At 65.2% G+C, this 18,387-nt stretch carries 20 protein-coding genes and 1 pseudogene; 11 read left to right on the top strand and 10 right to left on the bottom strand.

Features of this window, described 5'->3' with window-relative positions; genetic code table 11:
- The first annotated feature begins 28 nt into the window (after positions 1-28).
- Together QP165_RS08945 and QP165_RS08940 are read left to right on the top strand one after the other, a co-directional pair.
- Positions 29-454 (top strand): Ohr family peroxiredoxin, encoded by a 426-nt coding sequence (locus QP165_RS08945; RefSeq protein ID WP_333995268.1) that lies wholly within the window; start codon positions 29-31, stop codon positions 452-454.
- Between the two features lie 261 nt (positions 455-715).
- The gene (locus QP165_RS08940) at positions 716-2,065 is read left to right on the top strand and encodes a cytochrome P450 (protein ID WP_333995266.1); all 1,350 of its coding nucleotides are present in this window, start codon (positions 716-718) and stop codon (positions 2,063-2,065) included.
- A gap of 83 nt (positions 2,066-2,148) precedes the next feature.
- On the opposite strand, the gene QP165_RS08935 is transcribed toward QP165_RS08940, so the two are convergent.
- The 10 genes and pseudogenes from QP165_RS08935 to QP165_RS08895 form a co-directional block, all read right to left on the bottom strand.
- Positions 2,149-3,501: a DUF418 domain-containing protein gene (locus tag QP165_RS08935; protein ID WP_333995264.1), complete on the bottom strand. Its 1,353-nt coding sequence runs from the start codon at positions 3,499-3,501 to the stop codon at positions 2,149-2,151.
- A gap of 17 nt (positions 3,502-3,518) precedes the next feature.
- The gene (locus tag QP165_RS08930) at positions 3,519-3,677 is read right to left on the bottom strand and encodes a hypothetical protein (RefSeq protein ID WP_333995262.1); all 159 of its coding nucleotides are present in this window, start codon (positions 3,675-3,677) and stop codon (positions 3,519-3,521) included.
- A gap of 103 nt (positions 3,678-3,780) precedes the next feature.
- Positions 3,781-4,074 (bottom strand): annotated as a pseudogene (locus tag QP165_RS19995) (LysE family translocator); the annotation flags it as partial.
- 246 nt (positions 4,075-4,320) lie between these two features.
- Complete coding sequence (locus tag QP165_RS08925) at positions 4,321-5,382, bottom strand: class I SAM-dependent methyltransferase (RefSeq protein ID WP_333995260.1); 1,062 nt, start codon at positions 5,380-5,382, stop codon at positions 4,321-4,323.
- A 172-nt stretch (positions 5,383-5,554) separates the two neighbouring features.
- Positions 5,555-6,448, bottom strand: coding sequence for a LysR family transcriptional regulator (locus QP165_RS08920; RefSeq protein WP_333995259.1), 894 nt, complete (start codon positions 6,446-6,448; stop codon positions 5,555-5,557).
- Positions 6,449-6,541: 93 nt separating this feature from the next.
- Entirely contained in the window at positions 6,542-6,736 is a 195-nt protein-coding gene (locus QP165_RS08915) for a hypothetical protein (protein ID WP_333995257.1), read from the bottom strand.
- 63 nt (positions 6,737-6,799) lie between these two features.
- A complete protein-coding gene (locus QP165_RS08910; RefSeq protein ID WP_333995256.1) occupies positions 6,800-7,543 on the bottom strand; it encodes a DoxX family protein in 744 nt (247 codons plus the stop codon).
- Between the two features lie 140 nt (positions 7,544-7,683).
- Entirely contained in the window at positions 7,684-8,250 is a 567-nt protein-coding gene (locus tag QP165_RS08905) for a VOC family protein (protein ID WP_333995254.1), read from the bottom strand.
- 138 nt (positions 8,251-8,388) lie between these two features.
- The gene (locus tag QP165_RS08900) at positions 8,389-9,006 is read right to left on the bottom strand and encodes a response regulator transcription factor (RefSeq protein WP_333995253.1); all 618 of its coding nucleotides are present in this window, start codon (positions 9,004-9,006) and stop codon (positions 8,389-8,391) included.
- Positions 9,007-9,298: 292 nt separating this feature from the next.
- Positions 9,299-9,655 (bottom strand): hypothetical protein, encoded by a 357-nt coding sequence (locus QP165_RS08895; protein WP_333995252.1) that lies wholly within the window; start codon positions 9,653-9,655, stop codon positions 9,299-9,301.
- A gap of 485 nt (positions 9,656-10,140) precedes the next feature.
- On the opposite strand from QP165_RS08895, the gene QP165_RS08890 reads away from it, so the two are divergent.
- The 9 genes from QP165_RS08890 to QP165_RS08850 all read left to right on the top strand — a co-directional run bounded on the left by QP165_RS08890 (position 10,141) and on the right by QP165_RS08850 (position 18,386).
- Positions 10,141-12,882 (top strand): sensor histidine kinase, encoded by a 2,742-nt coding sequence (locus QP165_RS08890; RefSeq protein WP_333995251.1) that lies wholly within the window; start codon positions 10,141-10,143, stop codon positions 12,880-12,882.
- A complete protein-coding gene (locus tag QP165_RS08885) occupies positions 12,879-13,502 on the top strand; it encodes a response regulator transcription factor (RefSeq protein WP_333995249.1) in 624 nt (207 codons plus the stop codon). Before QP165_RS08890 ends, QP165_RS08885 begins: the two co-directional genes overlap by 4 nt.
- 222 nt (positions 13,503-13,724) lie before the next feature.
- Positions 13,725-14,366: a GMC family oxidoreductase N-terminal domain-containing protein gene (locus QP165_RS08880; protein ID WP_333995247.1), complete on the top strand. Its 642-nt coding sequence runs from the start codon at positions 13,725-13,727 to the stop codon at positions 14,364-14,366.
- An 11-nt stretch (positions 14,367-14,377) separates the two neighbouring features.
- A complete protein-coding gene (locus tag QP165_RS08875; protein ID WP_333995245.1) occupies positions 14,378-15,340 on the top strand; it encodes a GMC family oxidoreductase in 963 nt (320 codons plus the stop codon).
- A gap of 123 nt (positions 15,341-15,463) precedes the next feature.
- Positions 15,464-16,240, top strand: coding sequence for a winged helix-turn-helix domain-containing protein (locus QP165_RS08870; protein ID WP_333995243.1), 777 nt, complete (start codon positions 15,464-15,466; stop codon positions 16,238-16,240).
- 318 nt (positions 16,241-16,558) lie between these two features.
- Entirely contained in the window at positions 16,559-17,062 is a 504-nt protein-coding gene (locus QP165_RS08865; protein ID WP_333995241.1) for a TIGR02594 family protein, read from the top strand.
- 191 nt (positions 17,063-17,253) lie between these two features.
- On the top strand, positions 17,254-17,424 hold the full coding sequence (locus tag QP165_RS08860; protein WP_200916162.1) for a hypothetical protein: 171 nt from the start codon (positions 17,254-17,256) through the stop codon (positions 17,422-17,424).
- 83 nt (positions 17,425-17,507) lie between these two features.
- Positions 17,508-18,002: a GAF domain-containing protein gene (locus tag QP165_RS08855; protein WP_333995238.1), complete on the top strand. Its 495-nt coding sequence runs from the start codon at positions 17,508-17,510 to the stop codon at positions 18,000-18,002.
- Between the two features lie 36 nt (positions 18,003-18,038).
- Positions 18,039-18,386, top strand: a complete 348-nt coding sequence (locus QP165_RS08850) for a hypothetical protein (protein ID WP_333995236.1) — start codon at positions 18,039-18,041, stop codon at positions 18,384-18,386.
- Position 18,387 lies beyond the last annotated feature (1 nt).

Genomic DNA, 18,387 nt, shown 5'->3' with positions numbered 1-18,387 from the left:
ATCATCGTGTTGAACCAAGGGTGTTGCGATGAGCATTTTGTATCGTGCCAAGGCAATTTCGACGAAAGACCGGGCCGATGTCACGTCCGATTCAGACGGTAGCTTCAGCGTGGGGCTCGTGGTCCCGGCGGCGCTGGGCGGGACGGGTGGCGAAGGCGCCAGTCCCGAGCAACTGTTCGCTGCGGGATATTCCGCGTGCTTTCTGAGCACGCTCAGGTTCGTCGCCGGCGAGCATAGAATTCCGCTCGACGAACAAAGCAGTGTTGCGGCGGCGGTCGGTATCCGGAAGCGCGATGACGGCGAGGGCTTTGGTCTCGACGTGGCGCTTACCGTCAGCCTCCCCGACGTGCCGGCGAACGTTGCGCATGGCTTGATCGAACAGGCGCACATCGTGTGCCCCTATTCGCACCTCGCCCGGAACGGCCTCGACGTTCGCGTCTCGCTCGCAGCCTGATCCCGCAGAATCGGCCAAGGTCGGCTAGTCTGCGACGGCCGTAACCTGATCGCGCGGGATTGAAGTCAGCGCGCCGCGGACCAGTGCCACAGGAGTGATCGGGAGGCCCATCTCCGCAGGACGGTGCTGGATGGGGTGTCGACGCCAAAAGGCGCGACAGGCGCGCCGGTGACCAAAATCCCGGCGTGCCCTCCCGTTCCCCGTTGATCGGGGCAGTGCCTGTCCTTGTATTCAAGGAAGGATCGGCTGCCGGCGTAACAGATGCACATCGTGACGACATCGTCACGTAGCGGCTCCCTCACATGCCTGACCCCCAATTTTGGGAGATCACGCATGTATCTGGACCGCGGGAAACTGGACGACGCCGGCATCTATGAACAGGAGCTCGCGACGTTGCCGATCGAACGGATCGACGTCGCAAGACCGCAGCTGTTCCAGCTCGGGCTGGCGCCGAAATACTTCGAGCGGTTGCGCCGCGAGGCCCCGGTTCATTACTGCTCCGACGGCGTGTACGGGCCCTATTGGTCGATCACCCGGCATCGCGATGTGGAACGGGTGGAACTCGACACCGAAACATTCTCTTCGGATCATTTCAATGGCGGGGTGACGATCGCCGCGCATCCGAACGACCCGCAATTCTTTCCGTCCTTCATCGCGATGGACCCGCCACGGCATGGCCCGCAGAGAAAAGTGGTCGCACCGGCCTTTTCGCCGCAGCGGCTGACCGAGATGGCGCCGCAGGTGCGAGCCTGGTCGCAGGAGATACTGGACGGTCTGCCGATCGGCGAGCCGTTCGACTGGGTCGACCGGGTTTCGGTGGAACTCACGGCGCGTACCCTGGCGTCGTTGCTGGGATATCCGCTCGAGCGATCCCGCGACCTGATCCGCTGGTCGGAGGCGATGGTGGCATTGCCCGGCAGCCCCGGTTTTCCGACGATGGAGAGCAAGCTGGGCGTGATGAAGGAATGCTTCGACACGTTCGATCTCGATCTGGGAGGCGCGGCTGCGTGCTCCCGCCGGCAACGACCTTATCTCGATGCTCGCGACGCGCCCGGAAACACGCGGCATGCCGCGCGCGGAACTTTACGGCAATATCGTGCTGCTCATCGTCGGGGGAAACGACACGACCCGCAGCAGCATCAGCGGCAGCGTCGTTGCGTTCGACCGATTTCCCGGGGAACTGGACAAGCTCCGGCTGCCGGGCGCGGTGGCAGGCCTCTCCCCGGAGGTGTTGCGCTGGCAGACTCCGCTCGCGCATATGCGGCGAACCGCGATGCGGGACGTGTCGCTGGGGGGCAGCGTATCAGGAAAGGCGACAAGGTCATTCTCTGGTATCTGTCGGCCAATCGCGACGACGCGGTTTTCCCCGATCCCGACGATTTCATCCTGGGACGCCCCAATGCGCGGCGCCAGCTGGCCTTCGGCCTCGGCGTCCACCGGTGTATCGGCGCGCGGCTCGCGGACCTGCAGATCAGGACATTGTGGGAGGAAATCCTCTTGCGCTTCCCCCGGATCGATGTCGTGCAGCCGCCGGTAAGGACGCTTTCCACCTTCATTCACGGCTACCCCGAACTGCTGGTGCGTATCCCCGAACGCGGCGCTGGGCGCTGAGGCCACGCCGTACGCGGGCGCCTGGGATCTGGCCCGGGTCGGGCGTGAGGTAGGGGTGGGCGGGATGCGGTTGCTGTCCGCCCCTAGGCGAGGAAAGGCTGTGGCTTCCAATAGGTCAGCGATCTCCAAAGCCACTCAAGCGGACCGAAGGCGAAGACCCGGAGCCAGACGAGGCTGACCACGATGTTCAGTGCCCACACGCCGAATGCGACGAGAAGCAACTGATAGTGTTCGAGGCCGCCATAGGGGAGAAGGCCGAACCAGACGAATAGCGCCTGGCAGACGACGCTGGTGAGGACATAGTTGGTCAAGGCCATCCGGCCCACTGCTGCCAGTCCGCGCTGGAGCGGCCGGACCCTGTCGTGCTTGACGATCAGGACGATGACGGAGGCATGCGCCAGCGCGGCTGCGATCGTCTGGCATTCATAGGGCAGCATCATCCAGACGGTGGTGACGCTGCTGCTGAACCCATAGCGGCTCGACTGGAGCAGCCCGACAAGGACGATCGGAATCGCGATCGCGTATCCAGCTACCGCTATCCTGACATAGGACGCGGTCGACAGACGGCCCGTCAGGAAGCCGGATTTGAGAAGGCCCATGCCGGCGATCAGCAGTCCCAGCGTTTCAAGGATCCACCCCGAGCCGAAGATTGCCGTGACGAACCCGCGATAGCCGGCGGCGTTCGCCGGGAGGTTGGCGAGATAGGACGAGGGTGCATCCGAAGGCTTGGAGAGGGACTTCAGCTGCCGGACGCGCGCGATGCGCGCATTGGCAAGCGCCGCGGTCTCGGCGGGGCCGGGGCTCACCCCCTTGCCGATGGCGTCCTGCGCGCTTTGCTCCAGTCGTGCGGTCGTCGCCGATGTCCCGACGTCCAGCAGGGTGTAGATGCCGAACGTCCCGCCTGCCAGCGCCAGCGGCAACCCGATCTGTACTAGCCGCCGGCTGCTCAGATGGCGAAGCGGATAGAGCGCCAGCAACGACAGGGAGGCGTAGAAGAGGAGGACGTCGCCGCTCCAGATCAGCGCGCCATGGACCATGCCAAGCAGCAGCAGCCACATGTTCCGTCGATGGAAGATATCAGCGGCGCGTCCGGTGCCGCGGCGTTTTTCGAGCCTGTCCAGAAGAAGCATCGAACCCGCCCCGTACAGCATCGAGAAGAGCGCGCGCATCTTCCCCTCGAAGAACAGCCATTGCAGTGCCATCGCCAGCGTATCGGCAAGGGGGTGCGTGCCGGTCTGTGCAACCACGCGCAGCGGCATGTTGAACGTGACGCTGGGTGAGCCCGAGAAGAGCTGGACGTTGACGACCAGAATACCGAGCAGGGCGACCCCGCGCAGCACGTCCAGCGAGGCAAGGCGATCGGCCGTCGCAATAGGAGCGGGGGACGGCCCTGGCTGGTCCTTGGCGAAACGTGGTGGACTCGTGATGCTTGCCATCGGGAGCGTGGACCTTCCTAAATTTGTGGGCGCAGGACCGCGAGCTGGATCCCGAGCAGCACCAGGATGCCGCCGGTGACGCGGTCGAGCGTGGGGACGACGCCGGGGCGTCGGAGCCACGGGCGGATGCCGCCGGTGACGACCGCGAGTATCGAGAACCAGATGATGACGATCACGGCGTGAATCGCGGCCAGAGACGAGCGCGCGAGCCTGGTTCGCATCGCCGGCGGGTACGAATTGCGGCAGCAGCGTCAGATAAAATGCGCCGACCTTGGGATTGAGGATATTCGTGGTGAAGCCTCGGCGGGTCGCGCCGAAGATCGTCGCGGCCCGGCCGACCTCCTCATCGGTCGCAAGCGCGATCCGGGGATGCAGCAGGAATTGGGCACCGAGCCAGCCGAGATAGATCGCACCGGTCCACCGGAGCCCCTCGAACGCGAGCGGCCAGGCATCGAGCAACGCCGTCAACCCGAAAGCCGCAGTCGCGCCCCAGCACAGGCATCCGATGGCGATACCGAGCCCGGTCGCCATTCCGGCGCGAGAACCATCGGCCGTCGCGGAGCGTAGCACCATCGCGGTGTCCAGCCCGGGCACCATGGTCAGGAGGGTCGCCGTCACCAGGAAGGCTGCGTAGGTTTGCGTCGACATCGCCACTTCTCACGTTCGGGGCCCAGGTTGGGCCGTCGGTGTCGTGCGTGAATTGGCATCGCTACGTGTCAGATGTGCTTCACTGGCGTCTTGGCAGACTGCAGGTGTAACCGGCGTTAAGAGTGCCGGGCGCCACGAGCCGGTGTGGAAACCGCCGTAGACGTCGACCGATCAGGCCTGCGCGATGATGATCGTTCCCTTTTCCGCCGGGAGGAGAACATGCCGTGCGATGGTGGAGAATCCGGACTTCGTGAGCATGTCCCACAGCTCCGCGTAAGTGAAAGCACGCGTGCCCGTTTCGACCATAAGCGTGAGGCCGAATGCAGCGCCGAACAGGGCGGGCGTCGTCTCCCGCGGATAATCGTGGATGATCAGCTTGCCGCCGGGCCGCAGCACCGACCGCGCGTGCCGGAAGATACGTTGGTTCTCGTGCGCGTACAGGTTGTGCGCCACCGAGAGGTAGAGGATGGCGTCATACTCTCCGCCCCAATCGCACGCGCGGATATCGGCAGGGCGAACTGAGATGCGGTCACCAAATCCCATCGCATCGATGCTCGTCCCCGTATCCCGTAGCGCGCTTTCGAGATCGATGATGACGGAGTGAAGTTGTGGATATTGCTGGCACAGTGACGTTGCGTGGATCCCGTGCGAACCGCCGAGATCCAGCAGCCGTGCCGCGTTGGCGGGCAGGTCGACCAGGCGCAGCAGGTCAGGCGTCAGATGCTCGGCGAAGGCGCGCATGTAGCGCGAGAAGCGCATCCCGAGCGCGGGATCCGCGTCCATCCTGTCCCACAGCAGTTGCACCGGCGCCCCGCGTCGTACGGCATCGGGGAGTTCGCTCATGATCGTCCACGCGTCCGCCGTCCAGCCAAGCCCGGCGCTGAAATCCACTTCGCCACGGCTCGTGAACCAGCGCATGGTCGCGGGCGTATTGCCCAGAGAAGTGCCGCGCCGCTCGAGATGGCCGGTCTCGACGAGCAGATCCGCCAAGCGCCCGAGGCCGATCTCGCTGACGTCCAACCTGTGCGCAAGCGCGTCCGGCGCCATGAATCCCCCTGCAAGCGCTTCGAACAGGCCAATGCGTTCGGCGGCGATGAGTGCCGACGCCCGCATCATGCTGAGATAGGCCTCCATCATCGGCGGCGTGGCGGCCATGGTGTCCGCACGATGTCGCCGTAAATCGCAACGGGCCGGACCGATGCCCGGCTCCGGTTCCATGACGCGTTCGTACATTGCAAGCCTCGGATGATCTGATTGTCATCGCCGTCATGCGGGGAGACGTGTCACCGACGGGCTTCACAATACGCATGCGACGTTACGGTCGAAATACCGGGTGCTGCCTGTTACCGTTTATCCGTAGCAGGGCTCGGTACGGCAGGAACGCAGTGACGCCTCCGCCACGTCGTCATACGCAAAGTTCCCGAGCCAGATCGAGAAACGCCCTGAAGGCGGCGGACGGGTTGCGGCGCCCGGGATAGTACAGGCAGAGCCCGCCGAACGGGGGCGTCCAGTCTTCCAGGACGCGGATCAAGCGGCCCGATTCCAGATCGTCGTGGACGTCCTGTTCCATCAGGAAGCCGAGGCCAAGACCCTCGATGACCGCCATGCGGGCGATGCTTGCCTCGTCGACGGTGACGGGGCCCTCGACGTCGATCTGGGCGATCGCGTCCCCTTGCCGGAACTGCCACCGGTAGAGCGAGCCGTCGGGCAGGCGCACGCGAACGCAGCGGTGCTCGAGCAGATCCGCAGGAACCTGCGGCGCACTATGGTGGTCGAGATAGCCGGGAGCGGCCACCACGGCGAACCTCTGCGGGTGGCGCAGCGACAGCGCGATCATGTCGCTGGGGATCAGCGCGGATTCACGGACGCCGAGGTCGAAGCCGTCGGCGACGATGTCCACGAGGCGCCCCTCGGTGACGATATCGACGTGAACCTGCGGGTAGCGGCGGACGAACGCGACGATCAGCGGCGCCATGATCGCACGCGCCGCGGTCGGAAAGGCATTGATCCTGATCGTACCGGCGGGGACCGTTTGCTGCGAGCGGACGGTCTCCATGGCGTGCGCGATCTCCTGCAGCGCAGGCCCGACTTGCTCGACGAAGCGGCGTCCGGCATCGGTAAGCGACACGCTGCGCGTCGTTCGATTGAACAGTCGAACGCCAAGACTGGCCTCGAGCTTTGCCACGGCACTGCTCAGCGCCGTGGCTGACATTTCCAGATCGCGGGCTGCGGCGCGGAATGATCCGCGCTTGGCGATTGCGATGATCGCCGTCAGATCTGTCAGCCCTTCCCGATACATCTTGCCATCTTCGGCGGCTTTGCGATGCCGATCAAGTCCGCGCCTGCACCTGACGTTTGTGTATCGCGCACGCGACTTACTTCTCCGGTACGTTCACGGCGTCGTCGTGGAGCAGGTTTGAAGGTAGCGATCCTCATCGGTCTGCATCTGATGCCAGAAATAGCAAACGATCCGCGCAGAGGAATTAGCGAGTACATGCCTCGGGAAAGCCGACAGCAACGACATTAAAAGCATCATCATTGTCAATGATGCCAATACGAAAAAGGCAATCTTTGCTTTGTTGGTCATGCTACGCCTCGTATCTGATACGCTAGTAGCGATGTCCTGCATCGATGGTGTTCACATCGTGCTTCAATGCAAGGTGCATGGGGTTTCATCGGTAGTCGAGGCGGCTTGGTACCGTGCTTCCGTGCGAATTCCGCTTGGCCGGGGGCGACGAGCCCCGAGGATCGAGATCGCAATCAGCCCGCCGATGATCCCGACATGCTCCGTCGCGGTATGGAAGGCGATCGTCCGAAACGGCTCCTCGGTCAGCGACCAGAAGTGGTGGACCAGTATGACCGTCAGGCCCGTAAATACGGCAAGTGCGCCCGCACCCAGCCAGGCGAGCCGGGTTGCAATGATCAGGATCGATCCGAGTAGCTGGACGGCTATCGTGGCGACACTGAACACTATTGCGGGGCGCAGGTCGAATTGCGTCATTTCTGCGATGGCGGAATCGAAATATAGAATCTTGGTAACGCCGCTTCCCCAAAATGGGAAAGTCAGAGCGACTCTTGCCAATAGTGCAAGCGCAGGATGATGTAAAAACCGTTTCATCTCATTGTTCATTGACGATCTCCAGAGGGCGGGGGCTCGATGGCTGCACCGCTTGACGGCTGGTTGCCGGTTTCGGTCAGTCGCCTGCTGCGCGTGACGGGTGCGGATGAGCGATGCCAGCTCCACCGATTCCGCGGTCGGGTATTGGGCGGCGGCGTAGAGCGCCAGGGAATCGATCAGGAAGCTCAAGATCGTGCACCGCTCGGTACGGGCAGGCTGTGGATCCGTGGTCATCGCGCCGTCATGCGTTTCGGTCGCGACGGCGAAACGACGCATGGGTGGCGATCGACTACGTTTGAAACGCCAGGCCGCCCATCACCGCCGACGCTCCGGTATAGCCGCAGGGCCAAGCCCGTGATCGCGGCGCCACGATCCACCGGGGCGTGGCAGGCGGCCCGTAGCCGCCTGCCACATCGTCAATCCTGACGGATCAGGACATTGTTGACCGCTCGGTCGCCCGCCTGCCAGCGACGCAGTGTCTGATGCGCGACCGTCCGCTGCTGCGCGGTGACGCCGTCCATACCGTCGGGTTCCTCGCAGAATTCGAGCATCTGTCCGTCGGGGTCTTCGACGTAGAGCGAACGCGCATAGCCATGGTTGAAGTCCATCGCCTGAAAGCCGGCCTGCTCTAGCCGTTCGCGAAGCGCATCCTGTTCGGACCGGCTGGCCTGCAACGCAAGATGGACGAACAGCCCCTGCCTCTTCGCCGCATTGCGCGCCTGAAGCTCGGCATCGGTAAAATTAAAGAAGGACAGCGCGCAGCCGTCGGCCAGGGCATAGAGCGCCAGACTGAACTCATGCACGACGCCACCGAGCGTCTCGCGTTCGATCCAGAAGCCGGTCAGCGGAATGCCGATCACGTCTTCGTAGAAGTGACGCGTGCGCTCCTGATCGGCGGAAACATAGGCCGTGTGGTGCAAGCGCGTGGAGAAGGCGATCGCCGGCTCCGACGGTGCCCGCCTGTCGAGAAGGTCCGTATTCATGAGAAACTCCCGTGTCGGCGTGATTGCCGGTCGGCCCGGCGTATCGGCACCGCGCTACGGCACGGTCACGGCGGTACGGCGAATGCCTACGGCGGTAGTCAGCGCTTGCGGCGACATCCTCGTTCGGACTTGATGCGATCAGGCCGTGGCGAGCGACGCCTCGCGGACCTGCCGGGGGAGCCATTCCCACAGGCGAACCAGGTCGCCGACCGAAGAGGCACTGAGCTTGCGCATGACATTGCCGCGATGCAGCTTCACGGTGATCTCGCTGATGCCAAGCTCATGCGCGATCTGCTTGTTGAGCCGCCCGATCGCCACCGCCTGCAGGACCTGCCGTTCCCGCGGGGTCAGCGTCGCAACGAGGTCTGCCTGCCGCCGCGCAACCTTGTCCGCCGCGCGGCGCCGACGGTCGTGGCCCGTGGCCAGGGCGACCGCATCCAGCAGGGTCTGATCGCGGCATGGCTTGGTGAGGAAATCGACGGCGCCGAGCTTCATGGCCTGCACGCCCATCGCGATATCCGCGTGACCGGTAAGGAAGACGACCGGCCGGCCGACGTCGTTGGCGATGAGGATCTGCTGGAGGTCGAGGCCGCTGAGCCCGGGCATGCGGACATCGAGGATGAAGCATCCGGGGCGATCGGGAAGGGCCGCCTGCAACATCGCGCGGCCCGACGCGAAGGCGACGGCCTCGATATCGACCGACCCCAGAAGCAGGACGATGCGTTCGCGGATCACCGGATCGTCATCGACGACCACGACAAGAGCCTCGGCGTCTTCTTCCGTCTCGGGCGCGAGCGATTGCTCCGAGACGGCGGACATGCCGAACGGCCCGCATCCGGTCCCTGCGCCGTTCCCGAAGGGCAGGCGGGGTCCTGGCCTCGTCTCCACCTTCGACCATGCGATTGCCTGGCTCATCCCATCACTCCCTGCAGCAGCCTCCTGCCGACCGGCATTGTCGCACGCGGTGCCGGACCGCCAAATCCCCAGCGCATCTATCGACGCGTTCCCCATCTGGGGGACGCGCTCGTGCTACCTGCAGTCGGCAAACCTAGTCCTGCCCGCTGCCTAGAACGATCGTTCGGCGGCCGAACATGATCGCATCCGTGGAATACGCACCGGCACCCGACAGCATTATCGCCGCCATCTGCAGGACCTGTGCCGCGACGCCGGTTGGCGTTGGGCTCCTCAGCAGGACGACTATCAGCAGTGCGAGACACAGGACCGCCGCCATCCGCGTCCACAGTCCGATGAGGAGGCCGACTGCAAGGAGCGTGACGATCCAGGAGCGGGCAGTTGCCTCGATGAGTACCGGCGTGGCGAGGATCGAAATCGCCGCCGACAGTCGCAGCAGCAAGAGCCCCGCGCCGACGCGGCCATCGGGGAATTTGGAAAGTATTGATCGCATCCGCTGGGCAGTAGTCGAGCTATTGGCTGCCCGGCATCCCGATATGGGTTATAGTTCGCTGCGCCATTTGGGGAGTGGAAGCGTCCTGCGGTCGGGGTATCCGATTGGCGGGCGGACCGAAGCGGGCGGATCGAAGCGGGCGGGACAAAACAGGCGGGGGCAAAACGATGGGGCGTGTCGACGGGCCGGTCATGCGGAGAGCGAGTGGAACCGCGGCGGCCCGGCGATGGGGCTTTGCCGCTGCGTTGGTCATGCTCGTACCTGGAGCGGCGGTCGCTCTCGATCCCGCACGGGACCTGCATCAGTACAAACATACACGCTGGACGATCGCGGAGGGTGCCCCGCAGAGCATCTACGCGCTGGCGCAGAGCATTGACGGCTATCTGTGGATCGCCAGTACGTCCGGCGTCTATCGCTTCGACGGGGTCAGCTTCGAACACATCCCGTTGCGCGCACCGCGCGCCGACAGCTGGCGCGCCACCGCGTTGCTCCGCGCGCGGGACGGGACGATCTGGGTCGGGTATGAGAACGGTGCCCTCGCGACCTATCGAGACGGTGCGCTGCGTCTGGAGGCCAATGTCCCCAAGACCGACGCGTTCACGATGCGCTTCGCACAGACGCGAGACGGCGCGATCTGGGTGGCCGCCGGCCGGAAGGGCAACGCCTTGCTCCGCCGTGCGGATGGACGCTGGGCGGAAATCGGTGCGAACTGGGGGTTGCCCGACGACTGGGTGATCGACGTAACGGCGGCGAGAGACGGGGCACTCTGGGTCACGACGCTGGATGCGATCCTGCTGCTCCGCAAGGGATCGAGACGCTTCGAAAGGATGGGCACGCCTGCCGGGCACGCAGCGGTGAGTGAAGACCGGAGCGGACGGATATGGCTTTCCGACGACGGCGGAAGCCGGATACTGACGGCGTCGCCAGCCGCGTCCCGAAGCACGGTACCGACGCCCGGCGCGCGTCGCGGGTTCGATACGGGCTTCGACCGGGACGGCAATCTGTGGGGCGTGAACGCTGCCGGCATCTTTCGCATGCGGGCGCCGGCGGCACGGGGCGAGCAGCGCGACACCGAACGCATCGAACGTTTCACGGCAAAGGATGGGCTGAGCTCTGACGCCAGCCAGTCGGTTCTGGAGGACCGTGAAGGCAATATCTGGGTCGGGACCAGCCTGGGTCTCGATCGGTTTCGCAGCGCCAACGTGGCCGTTTCGTCGGAAGTGGGCGTTCCGGGCCCCTGGGGATACGCGCTATTGGGCGTGCGGAACGGCAATGTGTATGTCGGCGCCGCCGACGGCGTGTTCTCGATCGCGCCAGGCGGCGGGCCGCAGCGCATTGCGGGCGCGGGCGGCGAGACGCACGATCTGTGCGAAGGACCCGACGGCACCATCTGGGCCATCCAGACAGGCGCGGCACTCCGTATCGGGGCGAACGGCATCGCGCGTGTCGCGGTTCCCGCGGAACGGGATTGGCAGGGTTGCGTGGTCGACTACGCCGACAGCCTGCTTCTGGCGAGCCGCACGGGGTTGCGCATTCGGCACTCCTCCGGCCGATGGGACCATCTTCTCCCCACGCGACCCGATCGATCGCGGCGGTTCCTCGTTCCCGACCAGGCGTGGCGCCCGCTTGCCGTGCTTGCCTCGGGCGGCCTCGTCCGGCTGGACCGTTCGGGCAGAGACGCGGCGACCATCCTTCGTGCGGGCCTCGACGATCTGAGCACCGCCTATTCCGGCGCTCGTCGCACCTTGCTCGGGGGAGAGTTCGGCATCTCACGCGTGGTCGATGGACGCCTGCAGACGGTGGACGCGGCCCGGTTTCCGTGGCTGATAGCGCCTTCTGGGATCGTGGAGACTTCCGCTGGTCAGACATGGCTGATCGGAAGAGCCGGCCTAGCCGGTGTGTCGTCGTCGGACCTTGATCGCGCGTTCACCGATCCCCGGGCGCCGTTGCGCGCGACAATCCTGAATCTCGAGGACGGCGTTCCCAATGTCTATGTCCGCGATGGATACAGGGATGCGGCGCGGGGCGGCGACGGGCGGCTCTGGTTTGCGACGACGGGCGGCGTGGTGTCGATCGATCCCGCCCGGCTGCTGCGAAACCCGTTGCCGCCGCCGGTCTCGATCCGGGCCATCACCGTGGGAGCAGCGCGATATCGCGATCCTACCACTATGACGTTGGCCAGCGGCACGTCGCGACTGGCGATCCAATATGCCGGCCTCAGCCTGTCGATACCGAGCAGGGTCCGGTTCCGTTATCGGCTGGAAGGCATGGACGAAGACTGGATTGACGCCGGGACGCGGCGCGAGGCGTTCTACACCAATTTGGGGCCAGGGAGCTATCGCTTCCGGGTGATGGCGGCGAACAACGACGGCGTGTGGAACAGGGACGGCGCAACGCTCGACTTCACCATCCCACCTACATTCGTCCAATCGGTCTGGTTCAAACTGCTTATCGGCCTCGGCGTGGTCGGCATCCTCGTCGTGCTCTATCTCCTGCGGCTGAAGCAAGTGACGGCACAGCTGCAAAATCGTTTTAACGTCCGCATCGCCGAGCGGGAGCGTATCGCGCGCGAGCTGCACGATACCTTGCTGCAGGGGTTCCAGGGTCTGATGCTGCAGATCAAGGCAGGGGTGAACCGCGTGCCCGATCCGGCCGCGCGACAACCACTCGACGAAGCCCTGAAGCGCGCCCAAGCGGTGTTGGTGGAGGGTCGGGACCGGGTCCTCGACCTGCGGTCGCAGGGCGCGGCGAGCGATCTGGCACGTGCGGTGTTCGAAAGCGCCGCCGGCATTGCGGATCATCGCGGCCCCCGGATACAGATGAACGTGGAAGGGACTCCACGCGAGATCCACCCGCTCGTGCTCGAGGAGATACACCGGATAGGCGAAGAGGCCATGCGCAACATCAAGCAGCATGCGGCGGCAAATCTGGTCGACGTCCTGCTGGTCTGGGACCGCGGGGGCGTGAGCCTGGCCATTCGCGATGACGGGGTCGGGATCCCCGGGGATATACTCGATCACGGCGAGCGACCGGGACATTTCGGCTTGCGCGGCATGCGGGAGCGCGCCGAGCGGATCGGTGGCCGGCTCACGGTTACAAGCCGCGCGGGCGACGGGACCGAAGTGGCGCTCGTCGTGCCGCGACGCGCGGCCTATCGCGATGATCCGGTGCGGTACTTGAAGCGTCCTCGCGCCATTCTGCGTGCCGCGCGAAAGCGCTTCTCGTGACGGCGTCGATCCGCATCCTCGTCGTCGACGATCACATCCTGCTGCGTCAGGGTATTGCCGGGATCGTGGCGCCCGAGCAGGACATGGAGATCGTCGGGGAGGCGGAGCATGGGGCCGACGCGATCGCGCAGTTCGACCGCCTGCGCCCGGACGTCACGCTGATGGATCTGCAAATGCCCGTGATGGACGGGATCGAGGCGATCGCGCTGATCCGGGCCCGGGCGCCCGATGCACATATTGTCGTGCTCACGACCTATCACGGCGACGTTCAGGCGGTGAGAGCCTTGAAGGCCGGCGCGCGCGGCTATCTGCTCAAGAGCTCGCTGATCGACGAAATGCTCACGGCAATTCGCACGGTGCATGCCGGCCGGCGCTACATACCCGCCGACGTCGCGCAGGACATCGCGATGCACGCTGCCGAAGACTCATTGACCCCGCGCGAAATCGACATTTTGGCGCTCGTCGCCGCCGGGCAGGCCAACAAGGTCGTGGCGCGGGAACTGTCGGTGTCCGAACAGACCGTAAAGGCCCATCTCCGCACGATATTTCAGAAACTGGGCGTCGGCGATCGGACCCAGGCCGTGACGACGGCGCTCAGGCGCGGGATTATCCGCTTATAGCAGGCCCCCGGTCGCACCGGTCGCCGCGAAGCGCAGCCGGACCAGGCGGTCGGCGATCGATCAGCCTATACCCAGGGACAGGGTAACCCCGTCCCAGCAGCGAACCACGCCCATTATCCCTCCTGTTCAGGTGCCCTACCGACACGTCCGGCACGATTGGCCGCCAACTCGCTCCCGCTCACAATCATCGTCGCGAGCCGATGGATTCAAGGGAGTGACGCAATGGCGACCGCGACGCATCACGAAGACCGTGCATTTCAGGAACGCGCGAACGCCAACCAGGCGCACCTGACGGCCAAGCTGAAGCCGGCCTATGACTTCATCGTCTGCGGCGCCGGCGCATCGGGCTCGGTCGTCGCGGCCCGGCTGGCCGAAAATCCCGACGTCCAGGTCCTGCTCGTCGAAGCCGGCGGGAGCGACGAGCTCGAGGCGGTGCTGGATCCCGGGTTGTGGCCGACCAATCTGACGAGCGACCGGGTCTGGGACTTTCAGGCGAGCCCGAACCCGCATCTGAACGGGCGTTCGCTGGCGATGCCGATGGGCAAGGTCCTTGGCGGCGGATCCAGCGTCAACGTGACGTTGTGGGCGCGTGGCCATCGCAGCGACTGGGATCATTTCGCGTCCGAGGCGGGCGACAGCGACTCGGAGTACGCCAACGTCCTCGACATCTATCGGCGCATCGAGAACTGGCAAGGCACGCCGGATCCCGCCTATCGCGGCACTGACGGGCCGGTCTGGGTCCAGCCTTCCCCAGACCCCAGCCCGGTCGCACAGGCGATGCTGAGCGCCGCCAGCGAGCTCGGCATCCCGACGTTCGACAGCGCGAACGGGCGCATGATGGAAGGCGCGGGGGCGCCGCGATAACCGACGTTCTGGTGCGCGAAGGGCGCCGCCATTCGCTTTTCCGTGCGTATGTCCGGCCCATGCTGGATCGTCCCAACCTGACGGTGCTGACCGATACGATCGTGCGACGCGTCATCCTGGATCGCAAAAGCGCAACGGGCGTCGAACTCGAACGCGGCGGCGAACGCCTGGTGATCGGCGCGCGGCTCGAGGTGGTGCTGTCGCTGGGCGCGATACAGACGCCGAAGGTGCTGATGCATTCCGGCATCGGCGACCAGGCCGAACTGAGCCGCGTCGGCATTCCGGTCGTGGAGCACCTGCCCGGGGTCGGACAGAATTTCCAGGATCACGTGTCGTTCGGCTGCACCTGGGAATATAACGAACCGATCGCGCCGCGGAACAGCGGGAGCGAGGCGTCGCTCTACTGGAAAAGCGATCCGCGCCTCGATGCGCCGGACCTGCTGTTCTGCCAGGTCGAGTTCCCAGTACCAAGCGAGCGGACTGCGGCGCTCGGCGTCCCGGACCATGGCTGGACGATGTTCGCCGGCCTCGCCCAGCCCAAGAGCCGCGGGCGACTGAGGCTGCGCAACGCAGATCCGCTGGCGCCGCTCGACATCGATGCGAACATGATGTCCGATCCGCGCGATGTGCAGGCCGCCGCCAACTGCGTCGCGCTGTGTCGCGAGCTTGGCAACGCGCAGGCGTTTCGACCCTTCGTCAAGCACGAGGTCATGCCGGGAAACCTGCACGGCGGCGCAATGCAAGCGTACATCCGCGATGCGGCGGTGACCTACTGGCACCAGAGCTGCACCGCCAAAATGGGCCGCGACGCGATGTCCGTCGTCGACGCTTCGCTCAAGGTCTACGGGATTGAAGGGCTGCGCATCGCCGATGGCTCGATCATGCCGCGTATCACGACGGGCAACACCCAAGCCCCGTGCGCGATCATCGGTGAGCGTGCCGCCGAGATGATACGGGCACTGCACCAGTTGTAATGCGCCGCTCGCCGACGCCGTTTTCCGGATCCCGGCAAAAGGGGATGGCTATCCCGCCCTCGCGCCGCTGCTGCGCAACGCCAATCGCGAGGGCTGGCATTTGCACGAGAGGGAGTTTGCCCGATGTACCGCTCGCCCACCACGCCCGACTTCGGCCCGCGACCGGGGCCGTTGCCGGCTCCATCGGCCCAGATGGGTCGCGTCCTCGTCGTCGAGGAGGATACGGCGCGTCGTCACGCCATCGTTTCGTATCTGGTCGACCAGCGCTGCACCGCGCTCGGCTGCGGTGCTCTCGAAGTCACGCGCCACATCCAGGCGCAATCGCTGAGCCTCGTCATGCTCGATTCACGGCTCGGAACGTTCAACGGCCTGGACATCCTGAACCAGATCCGCCGACGCTCCAACGTCCCGGTGATATTGTACGCCGACGGCCATCAGGTCGATGCCGACCGGATTATCGGTCTCGAGCTTGGTGCGGACGATTTTCTCAGCGGGCCGCTGAGCCTTCATGAGTTGCTCGTCAGGGCACGGGCAGTCCTTCGCCGCCAGGAACTCGGGCGGCTTGGTGCGCGGTCGCTGCGCGGCGGCTACAGGTTCAACGGCTGGGAGCTGCTGCACGCCACACGCGAGCTGACGTCGCCGGACGCGGTTCTGGTGGGGCTCACCAAGAAAGAATACGCACTGTTGGTCGCGCTATTGGAAATGCCGGGGCGTACCCTTTCAAGGCTTCAGCTCATGCGCGCGACGAGGGCGCACGAAGATATCTACGACCGCAGCATCGACGTTCAGATACTCAGGTTGAGACGCAAGCTCGCGGCGGATCCAAGCGGGACAGGGTTGATCAAAACCGATCGCGGCCTCGGCTATACGCTGGATGCTCATGTCGAGAACCTGCATTGAGATCATGAGCATGCGGGCCGCGTTTCATGGTGCCACGAGGGTCGTGCAGCGATCAGCACTGGCAGGCTGCTTTATCGAGAAAAACGGGCACCGGTCATTTAGTGGCATGGCCTGGGGTGTGGCCGCCCGTGCACCACGCCAGCATGCGTGGGGCGGGCACGTCTTTCGTCTTCGGATGTTGGCGGCTGGCTCGGCTGATGGTCGGCAAACGGCTTGGCGGCAGCGATGCGGCCTGTGGTGGAACGAATGCTGTAACGCCGTGCGTTCAACCGTCGCGGTGGGCTCCTTGCGCATGCGTAAGTATCAGAGGCGAATAGTGTGGCGACAGAGCCGAAGTGGCTGAAGGCAGCTCGAGCCAAGCTCGGGACCAAGGAGGCTGCTGGGGCAGCCAACAATGCAACGATCCTTGGATGGGCGAAGCGACTTGGCACAAAGGTCCTCGGCCTAGTGTACAACGCGGACAGCGTGCCGTGGTGTGGCGTGTTCGTCGCCTACTGCCTGCAAGAAGACGGTATCGAACCGGTCGCGATCGCGGTCCGCGCGACGTCGTGGTCGACATGGGGGCAGGCCCTTCGTCCTGACCGCCTGTCACCGGGCGCAGTGCTCGTGTTCGCGCGTCCAGGCGGTGGCCATGTGGGGTTCTACGTTGGTGAGGATGCCGCTGCGTATCATGTCCTTGGTGGCAATCAGGGCGATGCCGTCACGATTGCGAGGGTCGCGAAAGACCGGTGCATCGCGCGGCGGTGGCCACACGGCCGCCCTGTCATTGGCAAACCGGTGCAGATGGTCGCGCGGAAGCCGATCTCCACCGACGAAGTGTGAGGGCATGTGCTGCAAGTAAAAGTTACGACTTGTCGCAGCTGCCGGCCCGCGCCTTGGGGAACACGTCTGTTGCGTACGCCGGCCTGTGCGCGTGCATTGTCGGCGCGCGCCACATAGGGAAGGCACTTAATCGTCGGTCGCCCGTTGCCTTCATCTACGCCGGGAGATGGATTTTGACGAAAGACCGTATCGTGGCTGTTGGTCTCCTGACCCAACGCGATCTCGACGTCCTGGGGTCGGGGTTTCATCGCCTGTTCTCGGTCGCCGCGGACGAAGACGCGGATGACGGGTTTGCGGATCTGATCGCGGAACTCGACAAGATCGAGGCGATCACGCCCGATCCCCGGTATCGCCGCCGCTGACGTCCGCTCGCGGCGGCGCCCGGGTGCGCCAAGAGTCGTCAGAACCCGCGGGCTGGGCTATGGTCGGCGCGGGGGACCAGCTTATGTTCGACGAACTGGCCGCGGATGCCGCGCGCTTTGGCGACGATGACGAGATACGCCGCATCCTTGAGGAGGTGGCGGCGCTCACGGGGATGGGATTCGTCGCGGTCGCGCGCGTGACCGAGGCGCGCTGGATCGCGTGCCAAGTGCTCGACCAGATCGACTTCGGCATGTCGCCGGGGGACGAGCTGCGCATCTCGACGACGATCTGCAACGACATCCGCGAGTCCGGCAATGCGGTCGTCATCGACGACGTCTCCGCCGATCCGCGGTGGAACAGCCATCCGGCGCCCGCGCTCTATGGCTTCAAGAGCTATGTCTCGCTGCCGATCGTCCTGTCGGACAACTCGTTCTACGGGACGCTGTGCGCGATCGATCCGCATCCGCGCAAGCTGGCGCGCGCGGACATCGTGCCGACGCTCAAGCAATTTGCCGACCGCGTCGCGCAGATCGTGTCGCAGCGGCGCCCCGCCGCCGCGCCGTCGACCGACGCGTAATTTGCCTGACGTCGCAAAACCGGCTTAGGTCGGCGCATGGAAAACACCACATCCCCGCTCGACCTGTTCACGCTTCTCGAAATCGCGCTGGAGCAGCGCAGCGAGGCGGCCGACGCGTTCGACATCTTCAAGGAGAATGCGGTGATGGCGCACGCGCCCGCGCCCGGTGACGCGCCCGCTGACGCGGCCGGCGTGACCAGCGAGGACGCGGCCGATGCGGCGGCGGGCGAAGCCGACGCGTACAGCGCGCGCGTCGAGGCGCTGCTGAGCGCCGCGTCGGACACCGAGCTGGCGAGTGCGTATCAGCAGACCGGCGGCGACATCGGGCATCCCGTCGCCGAGGCGCTGCTCGGCGAGATCAAGCGCCGCAGCCCCGGCAACTGAT

The organism is Sphingomonas sp. 22R3R2A-7 (assembly GCF_036856055.1).
Lineage (GTDB): Bacteria > Pseudomonadota > Alphaproteobacteria > Sphingomonadales > Sphingomonadaceae > Sphingomonas.
The sequence above is the reverse complement of the archived record's forward strand: the minus strand, read 5'-3'. Positions and strand labels throughout refer to the sequence as shown.